The organism is Pseudomonas pseudonitroreducens (assembly GCF_021603645.1).
Classification (GTDB): domain Bacteria; phylum Pseudomonadota; class Gammaproteobacteria; order Pseudomonadales; family Pseudomonadaceae; genus Pseudomonas; species Pseudomonas pseudonitroreducens.
This window is the reverse complement of the sequence record NZ_BQHJ01000003.1, coordinates 1-17,710: the sequence shown is the minus strand read 5'-3', so window position 1 is coordinate 17,710 and position 17,710 is coordinate 1. Positions and strand designations below refer to the sequence as shown.

At 64.6% G+C, this 17,710-nt stretch carries 14 protein-coding genes; 3 read left to right on the top strand and 11 right to left on the bottom strand.

The window, feature by feature from the left end:
* Positions 1–50: 50 nt before the first annotated feature.
* The 8 genes from L6D89_RS07920 to L6D89_RS07885 all read right to left on the bottom strand — a co-directional run bounded on the left by L6D89_RS07920 (position 51) and on the right by L6D89_RS07885 (position 8,517).
* Positions 51–1,295: a C69 family dipeptidase gene (locus tag L6D89_RS07920; protein WP_236199302.1), complete on the bottom strand. Its 1,245-nt coding sequence runs from the start codon at positions 1,293–1,295 to the stop codon at positions 51–53.
* Entirely contained in the window at positions 1,270–2,742 is a 1,473-nt protein-coding gene (locus L6D89_RS07915) for a flavin monoamine oxidase family protein (RefSeq protein ID WP_276574792.1), read from the bottom strand. The genes L6D89_RS07920 and L6D89_RS07915 overlap by 26 nt, the downstream gene beginning before the upstream one ends.
* A 355-nt stretch (positions 2,743–3,097) precedes the next feature.
* Positions 3,098–3,550: a ribosomal protein S18-alanine N-acetyltransferase gene (gene rimI / locus L6D89_RS07910; protein ID WP_024766615.1), complete on the bottom strand. Its 453-nt coding sequence runs from the start codon at positions 3,548–3,550 to the stop codon at positions 3,098–3,100.
* The gene (locus tag L6D89_RS07905; protein ID WP_236199300.1) at positions 3,547–4,374 is read right to left on the bottom strand and encodes an energy transducer TonB; all 828 of its coding nucleotides are present in this window, start codon (positions 4,372–4,374) and stop codon (positions 3,547–3,549) included. The genes rimI and L6D89_RS07905 overlap by 4 nt, the downstream gene beginning before the upstream one ends.
* 114 nt (positions 4,375–4,488) lie before the next feature.
* Positions 4,489–5,004, bottom strand: coding sequence for a DUF6160 family protein (locus L6D89_RS07900; RefSeq protein WP_236199299.1), 516 nt, complete (start codon positions 5,002–5,004; stop codon positions 4,489–4,491).
* 18 nt (positions 5,005–5,022) lie between these two features.
* The gene (locus L6D89_RS07895; protein WP_236199298.1) at positions 5,023–6,591 is read right to left on the bottom strand and encodes a hypothetical protein; all 1,569 of its coding nucleotides are present in this window, start codon (positions 6,589–6,591) and stop codon (positions 5,023–5,025) included.
* Position 6,592: 1 nt separating this feature from the next.
* A complete protein-coding gene (locus L6D89_RS07890; RefSeq protein WP_236199297.1) occupies positions 6,593–7,675 on the bottom strand; it encodes a hypothetical protein in 1,083 nt (360 codons plus the stop codon).
* A 236-nt stretch (positions 7,676–7,911) separates the two neighbouring features.
* Positions 7,912–8,517 (bottom strand): hypothetical protein, encoded by a 606-nt coding sequence (locus L6D89_RS07885; protein ID WP_192292447.1) that lies wholly within the window; start codon positions 8,515–8,517, stop codon positions 7,912–7,914.
* A 218-nt stretch (positions 8,518–8,735) separates the two neighbouring features.
* On the opposite strand from L6D89_RS07885, the gene mksB reads away from it, so the two are divergent.
* From mksB to mksF, 3 genes are read left to right on the top strand one after another with little or no spacing between them, the layout of a single operon-like run.
* A complete protein-coding gene (gene mksB / locus L6D89_RS07880; protein ID WP_024766610.1) occupies positions 8,736–10,013 on the top strand; it encodes an Mks condensin complex protein MksB in 1,278 nt (425 codons plus the stop codon).
* The gene (gene mksE, locus L6D89_RS07875; RefSeq protein ID WP_236199296.1) at positions 10,003–10,752 is read left to right on the top strand and encodes an Mks condensin complex protein MksE; all 750 of its coding nucleotides are present in this window, start codon (positions 10,003–10,005) and stop codon (positions 10,750–10,752) included. Before mksB ends, mksE begins: the two co-directional genes overlap by 11 nt.
* Entirely contained in the window at positions 10,749–13,583 is a 2,835-nt protein-coding gene (gene mksF, locus L6D89_RS07870; protein WP_236199295.1) for an Mks condensin complex protein MksF, read from the top strand. Before mksE ends, mksF begins: the two co-directional genes overlap by 4 nt.
* 273 nt (positions 13,584–13,856) lie before the next feature.
* Here the strand turns inward: mksF and L6D89_RS07865 are convergent, their stop codons facing one another.
* The 3 genes from L6D89_RS07865 to L6D89_RS07855 are packed head-to-tail and all read right to left on the bottom strand — an operon-like array spanning position 13,857 to position 17,413.
* The gene (locus tag L6D89_RS07865) at positions 13,857–16,157 is read right to left on the bottom strand and encodes a PqiB family protein (RefSeq protein WP_236199294.1); all 2,301 of its coding nucleotides are present in this window, start codon (positions 16,155–16,157) and stop codon (positions 13,857–13,859) included.
* Complete coding sequence (locus L6D89_RS07860) at positions 16,150–16,770, bottom strand: paraquat-inducible protein A (protein WP_236199293.1); 621 nt, start codon at positions 16,768–16,770, stop codon at positions 16,150–16,152. Before L6D89_RS07860 ends, L6D89_RS07865 begins: the two co-directional genes overlap by 8 nt.
* Positions 16,757–17,413 (bottom strand): paraquat-inducible protein A, encoded by a 657-nt coding sequence (locus L6D89_RS07855; protein ID WP_236172999.1) that lies wholly within the window; start codon positions 17,411–17,413, stop codon positions 16,757–16,759. Before L6D89_RS07855 ends, L6D89_RS07860 begins: the two co-directional genes overlap by 14 nt.
* Positions 17,414–17,710 lie beyond the last annotated feature (297 nt).

Genomic DNA, 17,710 nt, shown 5'->3' with positions numbered 1-17,710 from the left:
TCATTGGCTGGCGGCACCTTACGCAGCACGGGCGTGGCTGACAAGCCGCATCAGCGCACAGCGTTCATTCGCCACCAGCGCGGCAGCCGTGGCGCCTGCTGCTGCGCCAGTTGGTGCCAGGCGTCGTGCCAGGCCTGGCCTTCCGCGGCGAGGCGTGGCCAATCCAGCGTGCGCCGATCCAGGGCGCTGAGCAACTCGGTTTCCAGCCAGCCGTGGCCGGCGCGCAGGGCGTCGGCGAAGCCGGGATCGGCCAGGGCGCGCTGGTGCACGGTTTCAAAGCGCCACCAGAGCGAGTCTTCCACCGCGTCGGTTTCGCGGCTGAGCAAGCCTTCCCCGGCGCGCTCCTCGAAGCCCAGCGGCTGGAACATCGACAGGCATGGCGCGGAGGTGGCGGTGGCGGCCAAGCGCGGGGACGCCCCGTCGAGCCGGGCGATGAGGCTCCCGGTGGTCTGCGAAGGACGCCAGAAGCTGCCGGCATGCAGGCAGATCTGCCGATTGTCGTGCAGGTTGAAGCGATGCCCGCGGTGGCCGTGGCTGCGCAGGGCGACGACCAGCGCCAGCCAGTCGACCTGGGTCGGGCAGTGGGCGAGGAAGTCTTCGTTGAGCTGCCGGCGCTGATGGGCGCCAGCCACCCAGGGCAGCACGCGACCATCGAAGGCGCGGGCAAAGTGAAAGTCGCCGCGACCGTTCCAGCAGCCGAAGCGGCGCGCCTGGGTTTCCAGGTTGGCGCTGGCCAGGTCGTATTCGTGGCCAAGGCTCAGGGCGTTGGAGATGGCCCAGCGTTCGACCTTCTTCGCCGCCCACAGGCGCCCGGCGGTTTCCAGTACCCAGGCTTCGTCGCGATCGGCGATCAGAAAGCTGTTGTCGTAGCGCATGCGCTTGTTGCGGTAACCGGCCGGGCCGCCCTGGCCGTGGCGCTCCAGCAACTCGGTGATGACGGCCAGGGCCTCGCGGGCGCTGCCGCCGCGCTCCAGCCCCAGGCGCAGCAGGTCCATGCCGAGCAGGGCTTCGCCGTCGCGCTGGGTCAGCCGGGTGAACACGGCTTCATTGCCGATGGCCACGCCCTTGTCGTTGACGCCCATCTCGGCGCCCCACAGCCAGGCCGGCTGGCTGAGGATGACGCCATGGCGGTTGGCGCTCTGGGGGATCTGCAGGTAGCTGGTGCGCACCGTGGCCGCACTGTCGCCGCTGACGGCGGGCAGGCGGATCAGGCGTTGCGCTTCGGCGGGTTCACGGTCGCTGTTCTTGGCGAACCAGGTGGCCCCGCCGCTACGCAATACCAAGGTGTCGCACATAGTCTTCCTCCCCGTGATCTTCCCGCGCGCCGAGCACTTCCCGCGCTGCGCGCTCCCCGGCCTCCACGGCCCCGTCGAAATAGCCCATCCAGCGCGTCGCCGTTTCTGTGCCGGCGAAGTGCAAACGCCCGTAGGGTTCGCGTAGGCGCGCTGCGCCGCTGCTCCACAGTCCCGGCGGGAATAGCGCGGCATAACAGCCCCGGGCGAAGGGTTCCTCGGCCCAGGATTTGTCCACATAGTCCACCGGCTGCAGCGCCTGCTCGCCGAAGTAGCGGGCGAAGCAGTCCAGCACCTGGCCACGGCGGTCGCCGCTGGGCCGGGCGTTCCACTGACGCGCCTCATCGCCTTCGATAAAGCCCAGCAGCACGCCACGCTCGGAATCGGGGACGCTGTTGTCGAAGGTCAGGCGCACCGGGCCGGTTTCACTGGTGGCCTGGCCGGAGAGGTTCCGGTCGCGCCAGAAGGGCTTGTCGTAGAGCGCCATGCACTTGATCACCGCTCCCTGGGGCAGACGCTGCAGCAACTGGTCGCGCCAGCTGGGCAGCAAGGGCTCCTGGGTAATACGCAGTAGTTGGGTCGGCGGGATGGCGAAGATGACGTGGCTGGCCTGGTGCGTGCCGCGGTCGGTCATCAGCTCGACAGTGCTGCCATCCTGGCGCACGGCGCGCACCGGCTCGCCGAGGTGGACGTCGTCGCCCAGGCGCTCGGCCAGGGCTTCGCTGATGCGCTGCGAGCCGCCCAGGATGCGGTCCTGCTGGGCCCCACCGTCAACCCCGAGCACGGTGTCGAGATTGGTGCCGCCGTGGATATAGAAGAGGACATGGAGGAACGAGAGGTCATGGGGGCTGGCGGCGAACACGGCACCGCACATCAGTTCGAAGACCTTGCGCCCGGTGGAGGTGCGCACGTTGCGCCGCAGCCATTCGGCGAAGGTCAGGCTGTCCCACTGCGGCGCCTTGGGGTGCAGGCTGGGGTCGCCCAGGGGGATTTCCCGCGCCATGCGGTCCAGACGGACGTGAGCCTGAAGGACATCAAGGAGGACGTGGGGAGGAAACTTCGGGATGGTGCCGCGATACGGTCTGAGCCGCCCACCGAAAAAAGTGAGGTTGTCGCCCTGGTTCCATTGCGGGTAAGTCGCCAGGCCAAGTTCTGCCAGCAGGGAGAGAATGCGCTCCTGGGTCGGGCCGACCCACTGCCCGCCCACCTCGACCACTTCGCCGCTGGCGAAACGATGATTGAGCGTTCGCCCTCCGACCCGCTTGTTGGCCTCGATCACTTTGACCCGCCGCCCTGCTTGCGCCAGACGCCAGGCCGCGGTCAGCCCCGATATACCGGCGCCCACCACGATCACATCGCTGCGATTCATGTTTGCGACCTTTTTCTTGTTGTTATTGGGGGTAAGGGTAAGACAGGAATGGGCGTAGGAAAAACTCGAATGATGAGAAATTTCCGGGCTTTGCGGGGGATGGTGTGTAGAGGGCTCTAGGGTGGGCTATCGCGAGGAGGGGTTGGTGAAGGGCGTTGGGAGAGGGCGACGAACTGGTGAGGGCGAAGGTTCGCGAGCAAGCTCGCTCCTACAAAAGTGGGCGAGGATGGCGCGGCTGGGAAGCGATCGCTGACAGAGTCTGCTCCCACGCACGCCTGGATTCCGGCGTGCGGGGTCGCGGGGGGCAGGGGAAGTTCTCGCAGGATGGGTGGAGCGGAGCGATACCCATGCCGCAGACGCACCAATTGATGGGTATCGCTTCGCTCCACACCATCCTACTTCCTGGTCAGTGCGAAGAAGCACGCGTGGTGGGTGCTCAGTCGACCAGCGTGCAGGCCATCACCAGCGCGTCTTCCCGCCCACCGACGGCGGGGTAGTAATCTCGGCGGCGGCCGATTTCGTTGAAGCCGTAGCGCTCGTAGAGGCGATAGGCGGGCCCGTTGGAGGCGCGGACTTCGAGGAAGCACTCCACCCCGCCTCGCTCGTGGGCGCGCTTCATCAAGTGCTCCAGCAGCGCCAGGCCAAGCCCACGGCCCTGGCTTTCCGGCTTGACGGTGATGTTGAGCAGATGCGCCTCATCGAGGATCAACTGGATCACGCCGTGGCCGACCTGCTGGCTGCCTTCGAACATTACCCAGCATTCGTAGCTTTTCAGGCCGTCGGCGAAGGTGCCGCGCGTCCAGGGGTGGCTGAAGGCGGCGTATTCGATCTTGAGTACGGCATCGAGGTCCGCCTCGGTCATCGGGCGGAAGGAAACGGCATCACTCATGCAGGTATCTGACTCATCCAGCGTTGCCGTACGCGGCGCATGGCGCGCCAGAGATCGGCTTTCAAAGTGGGTTCTTCGGCCAGGCGCTCCAGGCCTGGCAGTGCCCAGGCTACGCCCAGGCCTTCGACCTGCAGCTCGCGCAGCAGGGACTCTTCATCGCCCTCGCCGGCAAAACGCACGGCAGGCATGCCGACCAGCCACAGGCAGGCACATGGAGCGCCCTCTTCAAGCCGCGCAGCAACGAAGCCCTGGACGAACTCGCGGGCGGCTTGCGGGCCCTGGTCCATGTTGCCGCGGGAGAACAGCGGCCAGCGTACCGGCTCGCCCATCAGTTGCGGGCTATCCGGCAGGCCGGCAGCGCGCAGCAGGTCCTTGAGCAACAGATAGGCCGGATCACGGCTGGCCAGCGGCTCACCGGTGGGCAGCTCGACCAGGAGGATGCATTCGCCGGCGCGCAGCAATTGCAGGGCAAAGCGCGGCGGCGGCGCAATCGGTGCGCGGACAGCCGGTTCGGCCTCCGCCTCGGTCGGCTCTTCGGCTTTGACTGCAACAGCCGGCTTGGCCGGGGCTGCGACCTTGGGTAGCAGGCGCGCGGCGATCGAGCCGGGCTCGCCGGCCGCGACTGGCGCCGGCGCAGCGACTGCAGCGGCGGCCTCGCGGGTCACGACGGCAGGTGCCGCAACCGAGGGCTCGGCGACGATGGGCGCGGGGGGTTCCAGCAGCTCCGGGCGCGAAGGAGCGGCGAACGGCAGCACCACGCGCGGCAGCCAGCTGGCGACCTGCATGGCGCCAAGGTAGGCGCGGCGACGGGCTTCTTCGATCAAGGGGCGTTTACCTGTGGGTGGTACCTGCGCGGGCAGGCCGACACGACGAGGCGGGATTGTCGCGTGAAACGCGCCGGGGGGAAAGGCCAGCGGGCGGAGAGCCCGCCGTTTCGCTTATGGAGTACCGAAGACGTAGATGTTGCCGGTGAGCTTGACCGCGCCGGTGGCCTGGTAGGTAAGCAGGTTGGTCTGTTGCAGGCCACTGCCGGAAACCTTGCCCTGGTTGGCGCCGCCCAGGGTGAACTGCAGGTTGCTGGCGCTGGCATTGGTCAGGCCGATCTTCATGGCCTGGCGGTTGAACAGCGCGCCGTCGCCGTTGAAGCCGTTGTTGATGGTCACCATGTCGATGGACATGCCGTCGAAGCTGAAGGTGCCCTTGATGTTGTCCAGCACGATGTAGCCGGTGCTATTGAGCGGCTGGATCGCCAACCGCGCACCACAGCCGCCAGTGCAGCGGGTATCGGCAGTGTTGGCGGCAAGGTTGAAGTTGACGCTCAGGCTGACACCATCCTGGCCGCTGACGTCGGCCATTTCGCTGTCGTCCAGACCGCGCATCTCAGCGTGGGCGGCGCCAGCGGTCAGCAGGAACAGAGGGACCAGGAGTCGGCTCGAGAGGCGTGCGATTTTCACGGCGAGTCTCCTCATGCGCTAGCGCGGCAGGTTCACGGTACGGACGTTCAGGTAATCGATACGCAGGCCGCGAATGGCCTGGGAACCGACGTCGGTGCCGCTGATGTTCAGGTTGCCGATGCTGATATTGCTCTTCTGCACGTTCTGGTAGAAGGCCTCGTGATTGGCCCAGGTGACGCCCGGCGCGCTGAGCATCAGGTCGCCGTTGCTGGCCACCGAGAGCGTCGCCGGCTGGTAGTTGGCGTCGCCCAGGTTGAGGTCGAAGTAGACGTTCTTGGCCACCACCTTGTTGCTGTCGGCGCAATTCTCGCAGCCGGCGATGATCAACTTGTCGGCATACATCTGCAGGCTCATGGAGGCCTTCAGGCCAGCGGAGTCGCCCCACAGGTTGAGGTACGAGCCGTTGAGGGTGAAGTTCTCCAGGGCGATGGAGAAGAAGTCGGTCCGCGTGGTGGTGGCACCTGCGCTGCCGTTGCTGTTGTAGGCGGTGCTGGGCAGGGTGAACTTGGTGGCGATGCCGATATCCAGGCCCTGGATGCGGGTGCCGGAAGAGTTCTGCATGGCGCCGGCCACCAATTGCACCGTGGACACATTCTTCTCGGTGCGGGTGATGGTGCCGCTGACGCAGGTGGTGGCGCTGCCGCCTTGCGCACCGCAGAGCTGGACGAACTTGTCGTAGTCGCTGGCGCGCTGGCTCAAGGTCACGCCGTTGCGGCTGACCGACCAGGCGGCGCTGAGGTTCTGCTGCGCGGTGGTGAGGTCGCCGGTGCTGGTGTTGTAGGTATCCACCGAGGCGTTGTAGTTCTTCACCGCGGTGTTGTTGTTACAGGCGGCGAGGATGCCGCAATCGTATTTGGTCCCCAGCGCCGGACGGTCCACGCACCACAGTCCGCAGACCTGCGTGGGAGCGGCGTTATAGCGGGTGTTCATGCTGTTGTAGTTGGTCTTCTGCGTGGCTTGCGCCGTGTCCACCTGCGCCTCGCGCTGGTTGACCACCACCATGTCGGCATCGATGCCACTCTTGAGCGTCACCATGTTGTTCGAGTAGGTGGTCAGCAGCGTGTCGCGCTGGGTCTTCAGTGCGCTCAGTTCGGCGTTGATCTTGTTCGTCGCCTGGGCCGGGTTGGTGCAACCGGCGTCGCCATACAGGCAGCCCTGGTAGTACGACCACAGGCCGAACTTGTGGGTATCGTTGATCGGGTCGGTCCAGGTCGGCGTCATCAGTTGCAGCGCTTCCTGGCTGGCGGGAATGTTCAGCCCCGCCTTGTACTTCACCGGGCCGAGGGTGAAGGCGTGCATCGGCGTACCCAGGTAGGCCTTGGTATCCAGGGTACCGCGCTGGCTGCCAGCGCCCTTGATGTAGGCGCCAGTAATGTCCACCTGCACGTCCTGGTTGGCACTGTTCTTCACCCCGGTGATCTTCGAGGTAGCGCTCGCCTGGTCGTAGCTGAAGCCATCGATGAAGAAGCCCAGTCCCGCCCCGCTGACTTCTTCCAGTTGGTCGTCATCCAGGGCCTTCATGCCCAGTGCCGGCAGGCTCACCAGGCAACCGGCCAGGCAGGCGAGTAGCGCCGCGCGCCAGCTCATCTCAGCAACCCGCCGCTTGCGCACCCATGCAGGTGGACTGCCGGGGCAGGCCGCGCAGGGCGTCGTAGAGGTTGATCAGGATCGGGTAGACGGCGTCCGCGCCGCTGCCGACCTTCGGGAAGTTGGCGAAGGCGCCGGACTGGGTGTTGACGAAGTTGCCGGCGTTGGCCAGGTCCTGCCAGGGCACGTTCTGGTTCTGCAGGGAGAAGAAGATGCCCTGGGCGCCGGTGTTGATATCGGTGGAGCCCGGCTTGCCGATGTAGATGGTCTTGTAGTTGGTCAGGTCGAAGCAGGTGGTCAGGCCCAGCGCCTGGCAGTTGCTGGTGGTCGACAGGGTCGGGATCAACGAGGCGATCAGGCCGCCGGCATCCGAATGCAGCGAGTCGCCCTTGGCAATGCCGATCTGCTCGGCGCGGTTGATCGGCTGGCCGTTGATGGTGGCCTCGCCGGTACCGCGCTTGAGCAGCACCACGTCGGCGTATACCGGGGTGTCGCCGGCTACCGCCAGGGCAAGGCAGTTGATGATGTTCGGGCAACCATTGCGGGTGTAGTAGTCGTAGGCAATGGAGGCCGGGCCGTAGATCTGCCCCTGCAGGTTGCCGGTGATCGACAGGATGTCACCGGAAAGATCGCCCTGCGCCTTGCCGAAGCCGACCCGTGCCCCCACCAGTTGGCGCACCCCGTTGTTGGTCTGGAAAGCGAACTCGACGTAGGGGTCGCGGATCTGGAACGGCACCACCTTGGCATCGGGGGAGTTGGCGTTGTCCACCCGGCCCAGGGCGAAGTTGTTGATCAGGATATCCGCCGGCTGGCCGGAGACGGTGGTCGAGCCCGTGCGGCTGTAGTTGCCCAGGCTCAACTGGTCGATATTGGTCAGCAGGCTGACGTCGGCGCCGAAGTTCAGCCGGGTGTACTGGTAGTTCTGGTAGGTGGAGGCGTCGACGGTGAGCATCGCACCCTGACCGGAGATGGCGGACAGCTCTTCATCGTCCATCGACTGCATGCGCGCCTGGGCGGAAAAGGCCAGCAGGCCGCCGCAGAGCAAGGCAAGGGCACGCATGAGCGGACCGGAGGACTGACGCATGGCACTCTCCTTTCCTGGCCCCCTTTTGGCGGGCGCCTGTTGTTATTCGTCGGGCGTATCGGCTCGTGGAACAGGGCGAGACTCGGCGCCGTGATGCCACTATAGGAACTCACCCGCCACGGCGGGCCGACCCATAGTCGAGTAAATCGCCTCAAACGATAGACGAGGAAAGGAATGTCCGGGCCGGGTTGTTACCCATCGTCACACCCGGGTGACAGCCTGTCGCAGCTAAAGGCTCACTGATGACGGAAAAGGCCGATCAGGTGCTCGGCGATCGCGCCCTTGATGGCATCGAGGTTGAGCCGCGAATGAGCCTGCAGCTTGGCTATGTTCAGGCGGTGCAGGTGCAGCGACGGCATGCGCGCCTCGTACTCGCGCAAGTCGCCCTTCACCAGCACCGGCAGGAAGATGTCCCCGCGCATGCGGTAACGGTTGATCAGCAGCTTCAGGCCATCCTGGAAGGGCAACTCCCGCGAGGCGACCAGTCGGTGCTCGCCGGGGATCTTCAGGTACAGCCCGCTGTAGCCCATGGTCTCGCCGGGCAGGATGTGGATGCCGGTAGGCTCCACCGCATCGCCAGGAATGTCGTGGAAGGTGTCGAACCAGGCCTGCTCATCCGGCAGGATGGTAATGCCGCCTTCCTGGCTCTCCGGAATCACGAAGCTGTAGTTGCTGTACAGCTTCTCGACATACGACGAATAGATGCACAAGCGATTCTCGAAGCGTTGCAGGAAGGCAATGGCTTCGTTGCGATCGGTGATCGCATCCAGGTCCCAGTCGAGGTCGTTCTGGCGTTCCAGTTCGGCCCAACGGGCTTTGGCGAGTGCGGCGTCGTAGGTCATCTGCGCTGATCAGACTCTGATTTCTAGGTCTCTGAATAAAGACTTTGGCAAAAAACTTGCCAGAAAATTCAGCCATTTAGCCCTGATTTTCCGTGAGATGCGTCACACGGGCGCTGCTCGTGCCGTCGCAATCTGACGCGTTTCGTCACCCTGTCGGCCAGGGGTAGACCTTTGCAGTACAATCGCTCCCTTTGTTCATTCCGGGCCCAACCAAGCCGATGATCGACCCACGACGCGTACTACGCGCCCTCGCTGAACACTGGGTGCTGCTCGAACCGCTGTGCGAGCGCTTCGACGCCGGCACCCTGAGCCTGGTGGAGCTGCGCATCCAGCTCACCAGCCAGTTGCCCGACAGCACCCCGGTGGACATCACCGCCCTGCTCGACCAGTGGGTGCGCCTGGATATCCTCGTCCCGGTGGCCAAGAGCCCCAACCGCTTCGAGCTGAACGCGCAGATCCACGACTTCCTCGCCTACCTGCGCCAGGAACACCGCCTGGGCCTGTGCCTGGAGATCGAAGCCTACCTGCGCCACCTGGAACGCCTCGCCGGCTACATCCGCGAAGCTTTCGAGGCCCGCGACGGCAACGACCTGGCCCGACAGCTGCGCCTGCTCGACATGCGCGTACGCGACGTGCTGAAGAAACTCGCCAACGACGAGCAGGCGCTGGTCGCCGTGGCCGATCGGGCGAAGACCCAGGACCGGCAGATTCCGCTGCGCCAGCGCTACGCGGAAGTCCTGGCGACCTGGGACGAATACGTCGAGCCGATGATCCAGCTGGTTTCCGCCGACGGCGCCTTCGAACAGGGTGTGCACCGCGTGGAACAGGTGCTGCTGCGCCTGCTCAGCGAACAGGCGCGTCTCGGCCAATTGGTCGACGACGACCAGTTGCTGCGCACCCACGCGCGCATCCTGGAAATGCAGACCACCGCCCAGCTCACCCTGCGCCGCGCCCGCGAACTGCTGCTGCCGCTGCGCGAGGAAGCGCGCCGGCACAACGCGATCACCCGCGGCGCCGCCCTGGCGCTGTCGGTCATCCGTCGCAAGGGCATCGACGCCGTGCCGCAGGCCGCCATGCCGATGTTCACCCGGCCGCAGAGCAACTTCCTCGGCACCGCATCGCAGGTCGAGAGCTACGTCTTCGCCCTCGCCAATTTCCAGCCCAAGCCTGCGCATTTCCCCAAGGCCAGCGGCAATCGCAAGAGCGACGGCCCGCAGCGCTCGCCACGCACCGCGCGGGAAATGCTCGACCGCTGCCAGGCCGCCCTGCCCCTGCCGGACCTCATGCAATGGCTGCTGGAGCAGGAGCCCGAAGGCGCCACCGACGAACTGCTCTACTGGTTCTCGCGCCTGTCACGCGATGCCCGCTTCCAGCGCGACCGCCTCGAGCGAGCCCAATACGACACTCTCCAGCACAGCGTCAGCCTGTGCTCCTTCGCCCTGATCGCCGGCCCGACCGCTGGCAAGGACAGCAAGAGCGAATCGCATGCAGATTAATCTCACCGAAATGACCCAGCTCGCGCCGATCTTCCGCGAGCTGTTCAAGGGCTTCCACATCAGCCGCCGCGACCCGGAGCTGTACAGCCAGCTGTCCAACCAGCAGGACGCCTACCGCGCGCTGTTCCGCAGCCTGGGCTACGAACTGGTCTGCGATACCCGCGGCTTCTACTACTTCGTCCCCGAGCAGACCGGCGCCCAGGTGAACAAGACTGCCCAGCGCCTGGCACTGTTCACCTTCATCCTGGTCGAGCACCTCGCTGACCAGGGCCGCGACCCGCTGGCCGTGCTCGACGGCGGCAGCATCGGCCGCGACGAGTTGCCGCCGCTGCTGGAGAAGTACCGCGACCTGTTCCTGCAGGCCGAAGTGACCACCCAGGAAGAACTGGAAGAGAAGGTCATGCGCCGCCTCACCCAGCTCGGCTTCGCCGCCGAGGACAATGGCGTGTACCGCTTCCTGCCGCCGATCCACCGCTTCCTCGACGTCTGCCTGTCGGTCCAGCAGGACCGCGACCTGGCCAGCAACCTGCACGCCAGCGAAATGCAGTTCACCGCGCCCGCGCTGATGGAAGAAGACGATGAGCCGGTAGTGATCCTCGAGTCCTACGCCAGCGAACCGCTGGAAGACAGCGAAGACGCCATCGTGGTGATCGACGAACCCGCTGCCGTCGCGGCAGAAGAGAGCGAAGAAGACGCCCTCGCCCGCGCCATCGCCGAAGAACAGGAGGCCCAGGCATGACCCAGGAACGCTACGGCATCCGCCGCTTCGCCCTGCTCAACACCGCCGGCTACAGCCTCGGCATCTTCCCGCTGGAGCAGCCGCTGTCGGTGTACGGCGCGAACAACCTCGGCAAGTCGGCGTCGATCAACGCGCTGCAGTTCCCGATCCTCGCGCGCATGTCCGACATGAGCTTCGGCAAGTACAGCCTGGAAGCCTCGCGCAAGTTCTACTTCGCCACCGACACCAGCTACATCCTCATCGAACTTGACCTGCCCAACGGCCGCCATGTGATTGGCGTCGGCGGCCGCGGTCCGGGCGGCGGCTTCGGCCACCAGTTCTTCGCCTACCAGGGCGAGCTGGACCTGGAGCATTACCAGAAGAACGGCACCTGCCTGCGCCTGCGCGAGCTGTACGCCAACCTCGAGCGCGAAGGCATCAAGTCCTACGAGCTGAAGCCGGACGAACTGCGCCGCCTGCTGGTTGGCGGCCACACCTCGATCCCGCTGGACCTGACCCTGATCCCGCTGCGCAGCACCAGCGAACAGAGCCTGAAGACCTTCCGCTCGCTGTTCATCAACCTGCTGCACATGCGCGAGATCACCGCCGCCAAGCTCAAGCAGCTGTTCCTCGATGCCTTCGAGCACAGCCTGCGTTCGGGCAGCGTCGACTACATCGCCGCCTGCGAAGAAGCCTTCCGCGACGTACGTCGCATGGAGGGTGACTACCAGGCCCTGGTCGCCGCCGGCCCGCTGGTCGAGGCCCTGGCCAACGGCGTGCAGCAGCGCGAACTGCTGCGCGGCAAGATGCACCGCCTCTCGCCGCTGCTGGATAACCTGCTGGGTACCTGGGAAGACTACTCCGGGGCGCGCAAGGAAGAGCTGGTCATCCAGGCCGAGCACTACAAGCGCGAGCAGGACGGCCTGCAGAACGAGCAGCGCGGCAGCACCGCCGAGCTGATGCGCCTGGAGCGCGAGATCAGCGAGATCCAGCGCTGGATGGGCGAACTCGCCGTGCTGAAGAATCGCTTCGCACTGGTCGACGACGTCAAGGTACTGGAGCAGCAACTGCTCGCCGCCAAGGACGCCCACGACGAACTGGCCGGCGCCCTGGCGCACTCCCGGCAGTTCTCCAGCGAAGACCTGGAAGAACGCATGCGCGACCTGGAAAAACGTCTGAAGGGCGTTCGCCAACAGCTCGAACATGCCGACAACAACAGCTACGCCCGCCTGCGCGAAGAATTCTCCCAACAGGACGTCGAGCGCCTGATGCGTCTGTTCAACGGCGCGCTGTTCAGCCTGCCGCTGGGCGAAAAGGGTGTGGACCTCGACGAAGCCGGACAGTGGGTCGGCAGCGTCGAGAAGATCCTCGATGCCTTCAAGGGCGAGCGCTTCGAAGTGCCCGGCCTCTCCATCGACATCTCCACCATCGAGCCGCCGGCTCTGCAGGCGCTGGCCGACCGCGCCGCGCTGCGCGACCAGAAGGAACGCCTGGAGAAGGAGCTCAAGCAGCTCAAGACCCAGCAGGCCGTCGCCGCCGACCGCAATGCCAGCAAGGCCCAGGCGGACAAGCTGTACCAGGACGTGCTCGATGCGCAAAAGGCGCTGGAAGACTTCCGCCGCAGCCAGACATTGAACGCCGAAGAGCCCGCCAAGCTGGAGCAGCTCGCCCAGTTGGAAGCCACCCAGGACGAACTCAAGCGCTCCGCCGACGCCTTCACCGAACGCGTCCAACAGCTCTCCGCCAAGCTGCAGCTGATCGGTCGCCAGCTCGCCGACATGGAAGCCAAGCAGCGCACCCTCGACGACGCCCTGCGCCGCCGCCAGTTGCTGCCGGCCAACCTGCCCTTCGGCATCCCGTTCATGGACCCGGTCGACGACTCCATGGATAACCTGCTGCCGTTGCTCAACGACTACCAGGACACCTGGCAATCGCTGCAGCGCGTGGACGGCCAGATCGAAGCGCTGTACGCCCAGGTCCGCCTCAAGGGCGTGGCCAAGTTCGACAGCGAGGATGATCCCGAGCGTCGCCTGCAACTGCTGATCAACGCCTACGCGCACCGCACCGACGAAGCCATGACCCTGGCCAAGGCGCGCCGTGCTGCCGTCACCGACATCGCCCGGACCCTGCGCAACATCCGCAGCGACTACGACAACCTGGAACACCAGCTGGCGCTGTTCAACCGCGAGATCAACAAACGCCAGGTGTCGAACCTGCAGAGCTTCCGCATCGTGCTGGCGCCGAACAAGGACGCGCTCAAGCACATCGACCAGATCATCCACAGCGCCGGCCAGTACGAAGAGGGCGAGAACCTCTCCGTCTTCGACCTGACCCAGAGCGCCGAGCAGGATGCGAAGAACGAGGAAGCCAAGGACTACCTGTCGCGCCTGGTGGCAGCGAACAACAACCAGCTGGGCCTGAAGGACCTGTTCGAGCTGGCGTTCGAGATCACCAAGATGGGCGGCCAGCCGATCATGCACACCGACATCGACGGTGCGGCATCCAACGGCACCACCATGACCATCAAGGCGCTGACCAACATGTACCTGTTGCTGCACCTGATGGACCGCGAGCAGGCCGGCCGCGTGCGTCTGCCCTACTACCTCGACGAGGCGGCAGATATCGACGAACGCAACCAGTCGGCGCTGCTGGAGACCAGCCTGCAGCTGGGCTTCGTGCCGATCCTGGCGAGCGTGAAGCCGCAGGTCTCGGCGCAGGTGGCCATCGACCTGGAAGGCGGCAGCGGCCCCAACGGCATCTACATCGACGAGGCAGACTGGAAGTACATCCGTCGCCGGGACACTGAAAAGGCTGCGCACAACGACGTGGAAGCCAGCGCCGAGCCGGCGTGATGCTCTCGCAGCGTTAACGAAAAAGCCCCGCGATGCGGGGCTTTTTCCTTTCCAGCTGAGCCCCCCTTGTAGAAGCGAGCTTGCTCGCGAACCGCATGACACCGAAGCCCATTTCGCAGGATGGGTGGGGCCTGCGATAGCCATGCCGCCCCGAACGACGATGCTGATGGGAATCGCTGCGCTCCACGCCATCCTGCAAACGCTGCTCGCGCTTCCGCCAACCCCAGGGAATGAAAAGGGCCGCTGCTGCGACCCTTTTCTGTGCGGCTTAGCTCAGTTCGCCTTGCCCAGCGGAATCTTCGGCGCCCAGTCCAGCCACTCGTCGTTGGCCTCGTCGAACAGAGCGAACGTCTGCCCCGGCTTGGCCGGTGGCCCCATGTCGGTGTTGTTCGGCGTCGCAAAGGCCACTCCACCAGCAAGGATCGTCTCCATCGATTCGGTGCGCACCTTCACCCCCTTGAACAGGCCGGCATCCACGCCAAAGCCACTGGTGTTCCAGAAGCGGCTGCCGGTATGCACCAGCGGCGCATAGCGCGGCTCGATGAGGATGTGGATCAGCACGCGGTCACCGGTCTCGCCCAGTTCAAAGGAGGTCACCTTGCCGACCTGTACTTCGCGGTAGGTCACAGGGACACCAGCCTTCAGCGAGCCGCGCCGGGCAGCACTCAGCGTCAGGCGCAGGCCGTCAGCGTCCAGCAGTCGATTGGGTTCGCCGTCGAGCAGGTTGAAACTCGATTGCGCCTGCCCCGCCTTGGCAGCTGGCAGAACCTCGATGTACTGCCCACTGACAATAGTGCCCAGGTTGCTGACACCGGCCAGCCCGACTTGCGGCCCCACCACCCAGAAGCGCGTACCCTGGCGGGCGATACGATCCGCCGCACGAGTCAGGCGTGCCTTCAGCTGCACTGTCTGCAGGTCCTTGCTCAATTCGACCTGCTCGACACGGCCGACCTCGAGGCCCTTGTAACGCAGCACCGTACCTTCCTTGAGGCCATCGGCCGAGTCGGCACGCAGGTCGATCAGTTGGCCCTTGAGATGCGCATCTTCCTCACTATCGAACAGGGCGAATCGGCGCACCTTGGTCACCGGCGGTGCCTTCGGGTCGGGCGTATCGAAGGCGATACCGCCAGCGATCAGCGTCTGCAGCGACTCGCTCTTCAGCTTGATGCCGTCCAGACCACCGCTGATGGTGACGCCGCTGATATTCCAGAACCGCGACGAGGTGTTCACCAGCTTGGCGTACTCCGGCTCGATATGAGCGCCGATGATCAGCCGCGATGGGTCACGACGGGAGAGCTGGTAGCTCTGCACACTGCCCACCTTCATCTGGCGGTAGAGGATCGGAGTACCCACTTCCAGCGAACCCAGTTGATCGGTGGTCAGCACCAGATGCAGACCCGGTGAGTCGAGATTCAGCGGCGGCGCTTTGGGCCGGATGACAAAATCGCGGGTCGGGTCGCCGCCACTGGCAAAGCGCACGTTGAGGTAGTTGCCCTTCACCAGCGCTTCCAGTCCGGTGATACCGGCCAGCGAAATACTCGGCTTGACCATCCAGAACTCGGTCTTGCTGTTGAGGAACTCCTCGGTACGCGGGTCCATGGACAGGGTGGCAGTGGCGCCGTTGAAGTCCTTGTCCATATCGATGCTCTTCACCGTGCCGACCTGCACGCCGTTGTACATCACTGGAGTGCTGCCGGGAGTGAGGCCGCTGACGTCGCTGACCTTCACCTTGACGCTGAGGCCGGCCTGGGCCGCATCGAAATCCTCATACAGACGGAAGGGTTTGGTCGGGTCGGTGGGCGGGCTGTCCGGATAGTTCTCCGGCGTGGCGAAGGCGATACCGCCGGCAGCGATGCTCGCAAGCGACTCGGTACGCAGCTTGAGGCCGCTCAGGCTACCGGACAGGGTGATGCCGCTGGCATTCCAGAAACGCGTGTGCTTGCGCACCAGGTTGGCGTAGGCCGGCTCGATGTGAACCTTGACCTCGATGGTCTTCTGGTCCGCCGCCAACTGATAGCTCTTCACCTGCCCGACCTGGATCTGCCGGTAATAGATCGGGCTGCCCTGCTCCAGGGAGCCCAGGCGGTCGGCCTTCAGGGTCAGGTGCAGGCCTGGCAGGCTATCGGAAAGCGGTGGCGGTTCCTTCAGTGCGACGAAGTCCTTTTCCTGCTCCCCCTTTACCGGATCGATGGCGATGTAGTTACCCGACACCAGCGTTTCCAGCCCGGTGACACCGGCGATCGAAACGCGCGGTTTGACCAGCCAGAAACGCGTGCCCTTGCTGAGGTACTCGGCTGCTTCCTTACGCATCTCCACGGTCGCCGTCACGCCCAGGGTCGGCTTGTTGACATGCAGGTCGACCACCTTGCCGACACCGATGCCCTTGAAGATCACCTCGGTCTTGTTGGCCTGGATACCCTCACCGCTCTCGAACTGGATGTTGATCATGATCCCCGCCTGGTCGTAGGCACGCCAGGCCAGCCAGGCTCCGATCGCCAGTGCGATCAGCGGCAGGATCCAGATTGCCGACCAGTTGGTGGTCTTGCGCATCTTGGGGGTAGGGAGATCACTCATCGTCGTTTTCCGCGTCCGTGTTATCCCAGATCAGCCGGGGATCGAAAGTCACTGCAGCCAGCATGGTGAGCACCACCACACAGGCAAAGGCGGCCGCGCCGAGGTTCGCCTCGATACTGGCCAGGTTGCCGAAATTTACCAACGTCACCAGGATCGCGATGACGAAGATGTCGAGCATCGACCAGCGGCCAATCCACTCGATGAAGCGGTACATCACGTTGCGTTGCAGGGCGGAAAGCGGCTGTCGCCGCTGCACCGAATACAGCAGCAAGGCGATACCGATGAGCTTGAAGGTCGGTACCAGAATACTGGCGATGAACACCACGGCAGCGATGGGCAGCATGTCCGCGTTGATCAACTCGACCACCCCTTCCATGATCGTCGCCGGCATGCCGTTGCCGAGGAAGTTGACCGTCATGATCGGCAGCAGGTTCGCGGGAATGTAGAGGATTGCTGCAGTGATGAGCAGCGCCCAGGTCCGAATGATGCTGTTGGGCCGGCGCTCATGCACTACTGCGCCGCAGCGGCGACAATGGGTTTCATCGTCCTCTTCGCGGCGATTGAGTTGGTGGCATTCGCCACAAACCACGATTCCCGCATCAATGGCTCGCATCGTCGAACTCCCCCGAAAGCTCGCCCCAGACCTGATGGTGGGACATGGTGACCTCCAGCCAGACCTGGGTGAACAGCAGGCCCACGAAGCAGGCCAGGCCAATGCTGACGTGCAACTCCGCCATGCCGATCAGTTTGACGATGGAAACCAGAATGCCCATCAGATAAACCTCGAGCATCCCCCACTCACGCAGGTGCTGATAACCGCGCAACAGCAGCATGCCGTGCTCACGCAACGCCTTGTAGCGGATGGATAACAGCACGAACAACTGGCAAAGCAGCTTCGCCAGGGGGATCACCATGCTGCACAGGAACACCAGGGCGGCGACGCCGGCCATGTTCGAGTGATACAGACCGACGACGCCGCTCCAGACGGTGTCCATGCTGGTCTGGCCCAGGATGGTGATGTGCATGATCGGCAGGAAGTTGGCCGGGATGTACAGGATCAAGGCCGTCAGCACCAATGCCAGTGCGCGACGGACCATGTGCGGACGGTGGATTTCCAGCTCGTATCCACAGCGTGGGCATACGGAACGGTGCCCTAGAGGAACGGGCTCGCGACGCATCAGCAGATCGCACTCGTGGCAAGCCATCAGCTCTTCCAGAGGCAGATCCCGCAAGGCATCTCCTTCAATGTCGGGCATGTAGGAACTCAGGGAAAATTTGAAGCTATTGTAGACGACGCAACCGCGTCTCCGGTGCCCGAACAATGCCTCGAACTTCATGGAGAAAGCTGCCTGGGACGCAGCTCTCCACGATGCCTTTCGTACACCTGGGCTGCATACGGCCACTTCAGAATCGCCGGACTTTATTGCCGCGCAAAAGCAAAACCCCCGGCCAGCGATGCTGACCAGGGGTCTTGGGATAGGAGCTTGACGATGACCTACTCTCACATGGAGAAACTCCACACTACCATCGGCGATGCGTCGTTTCACTACTGA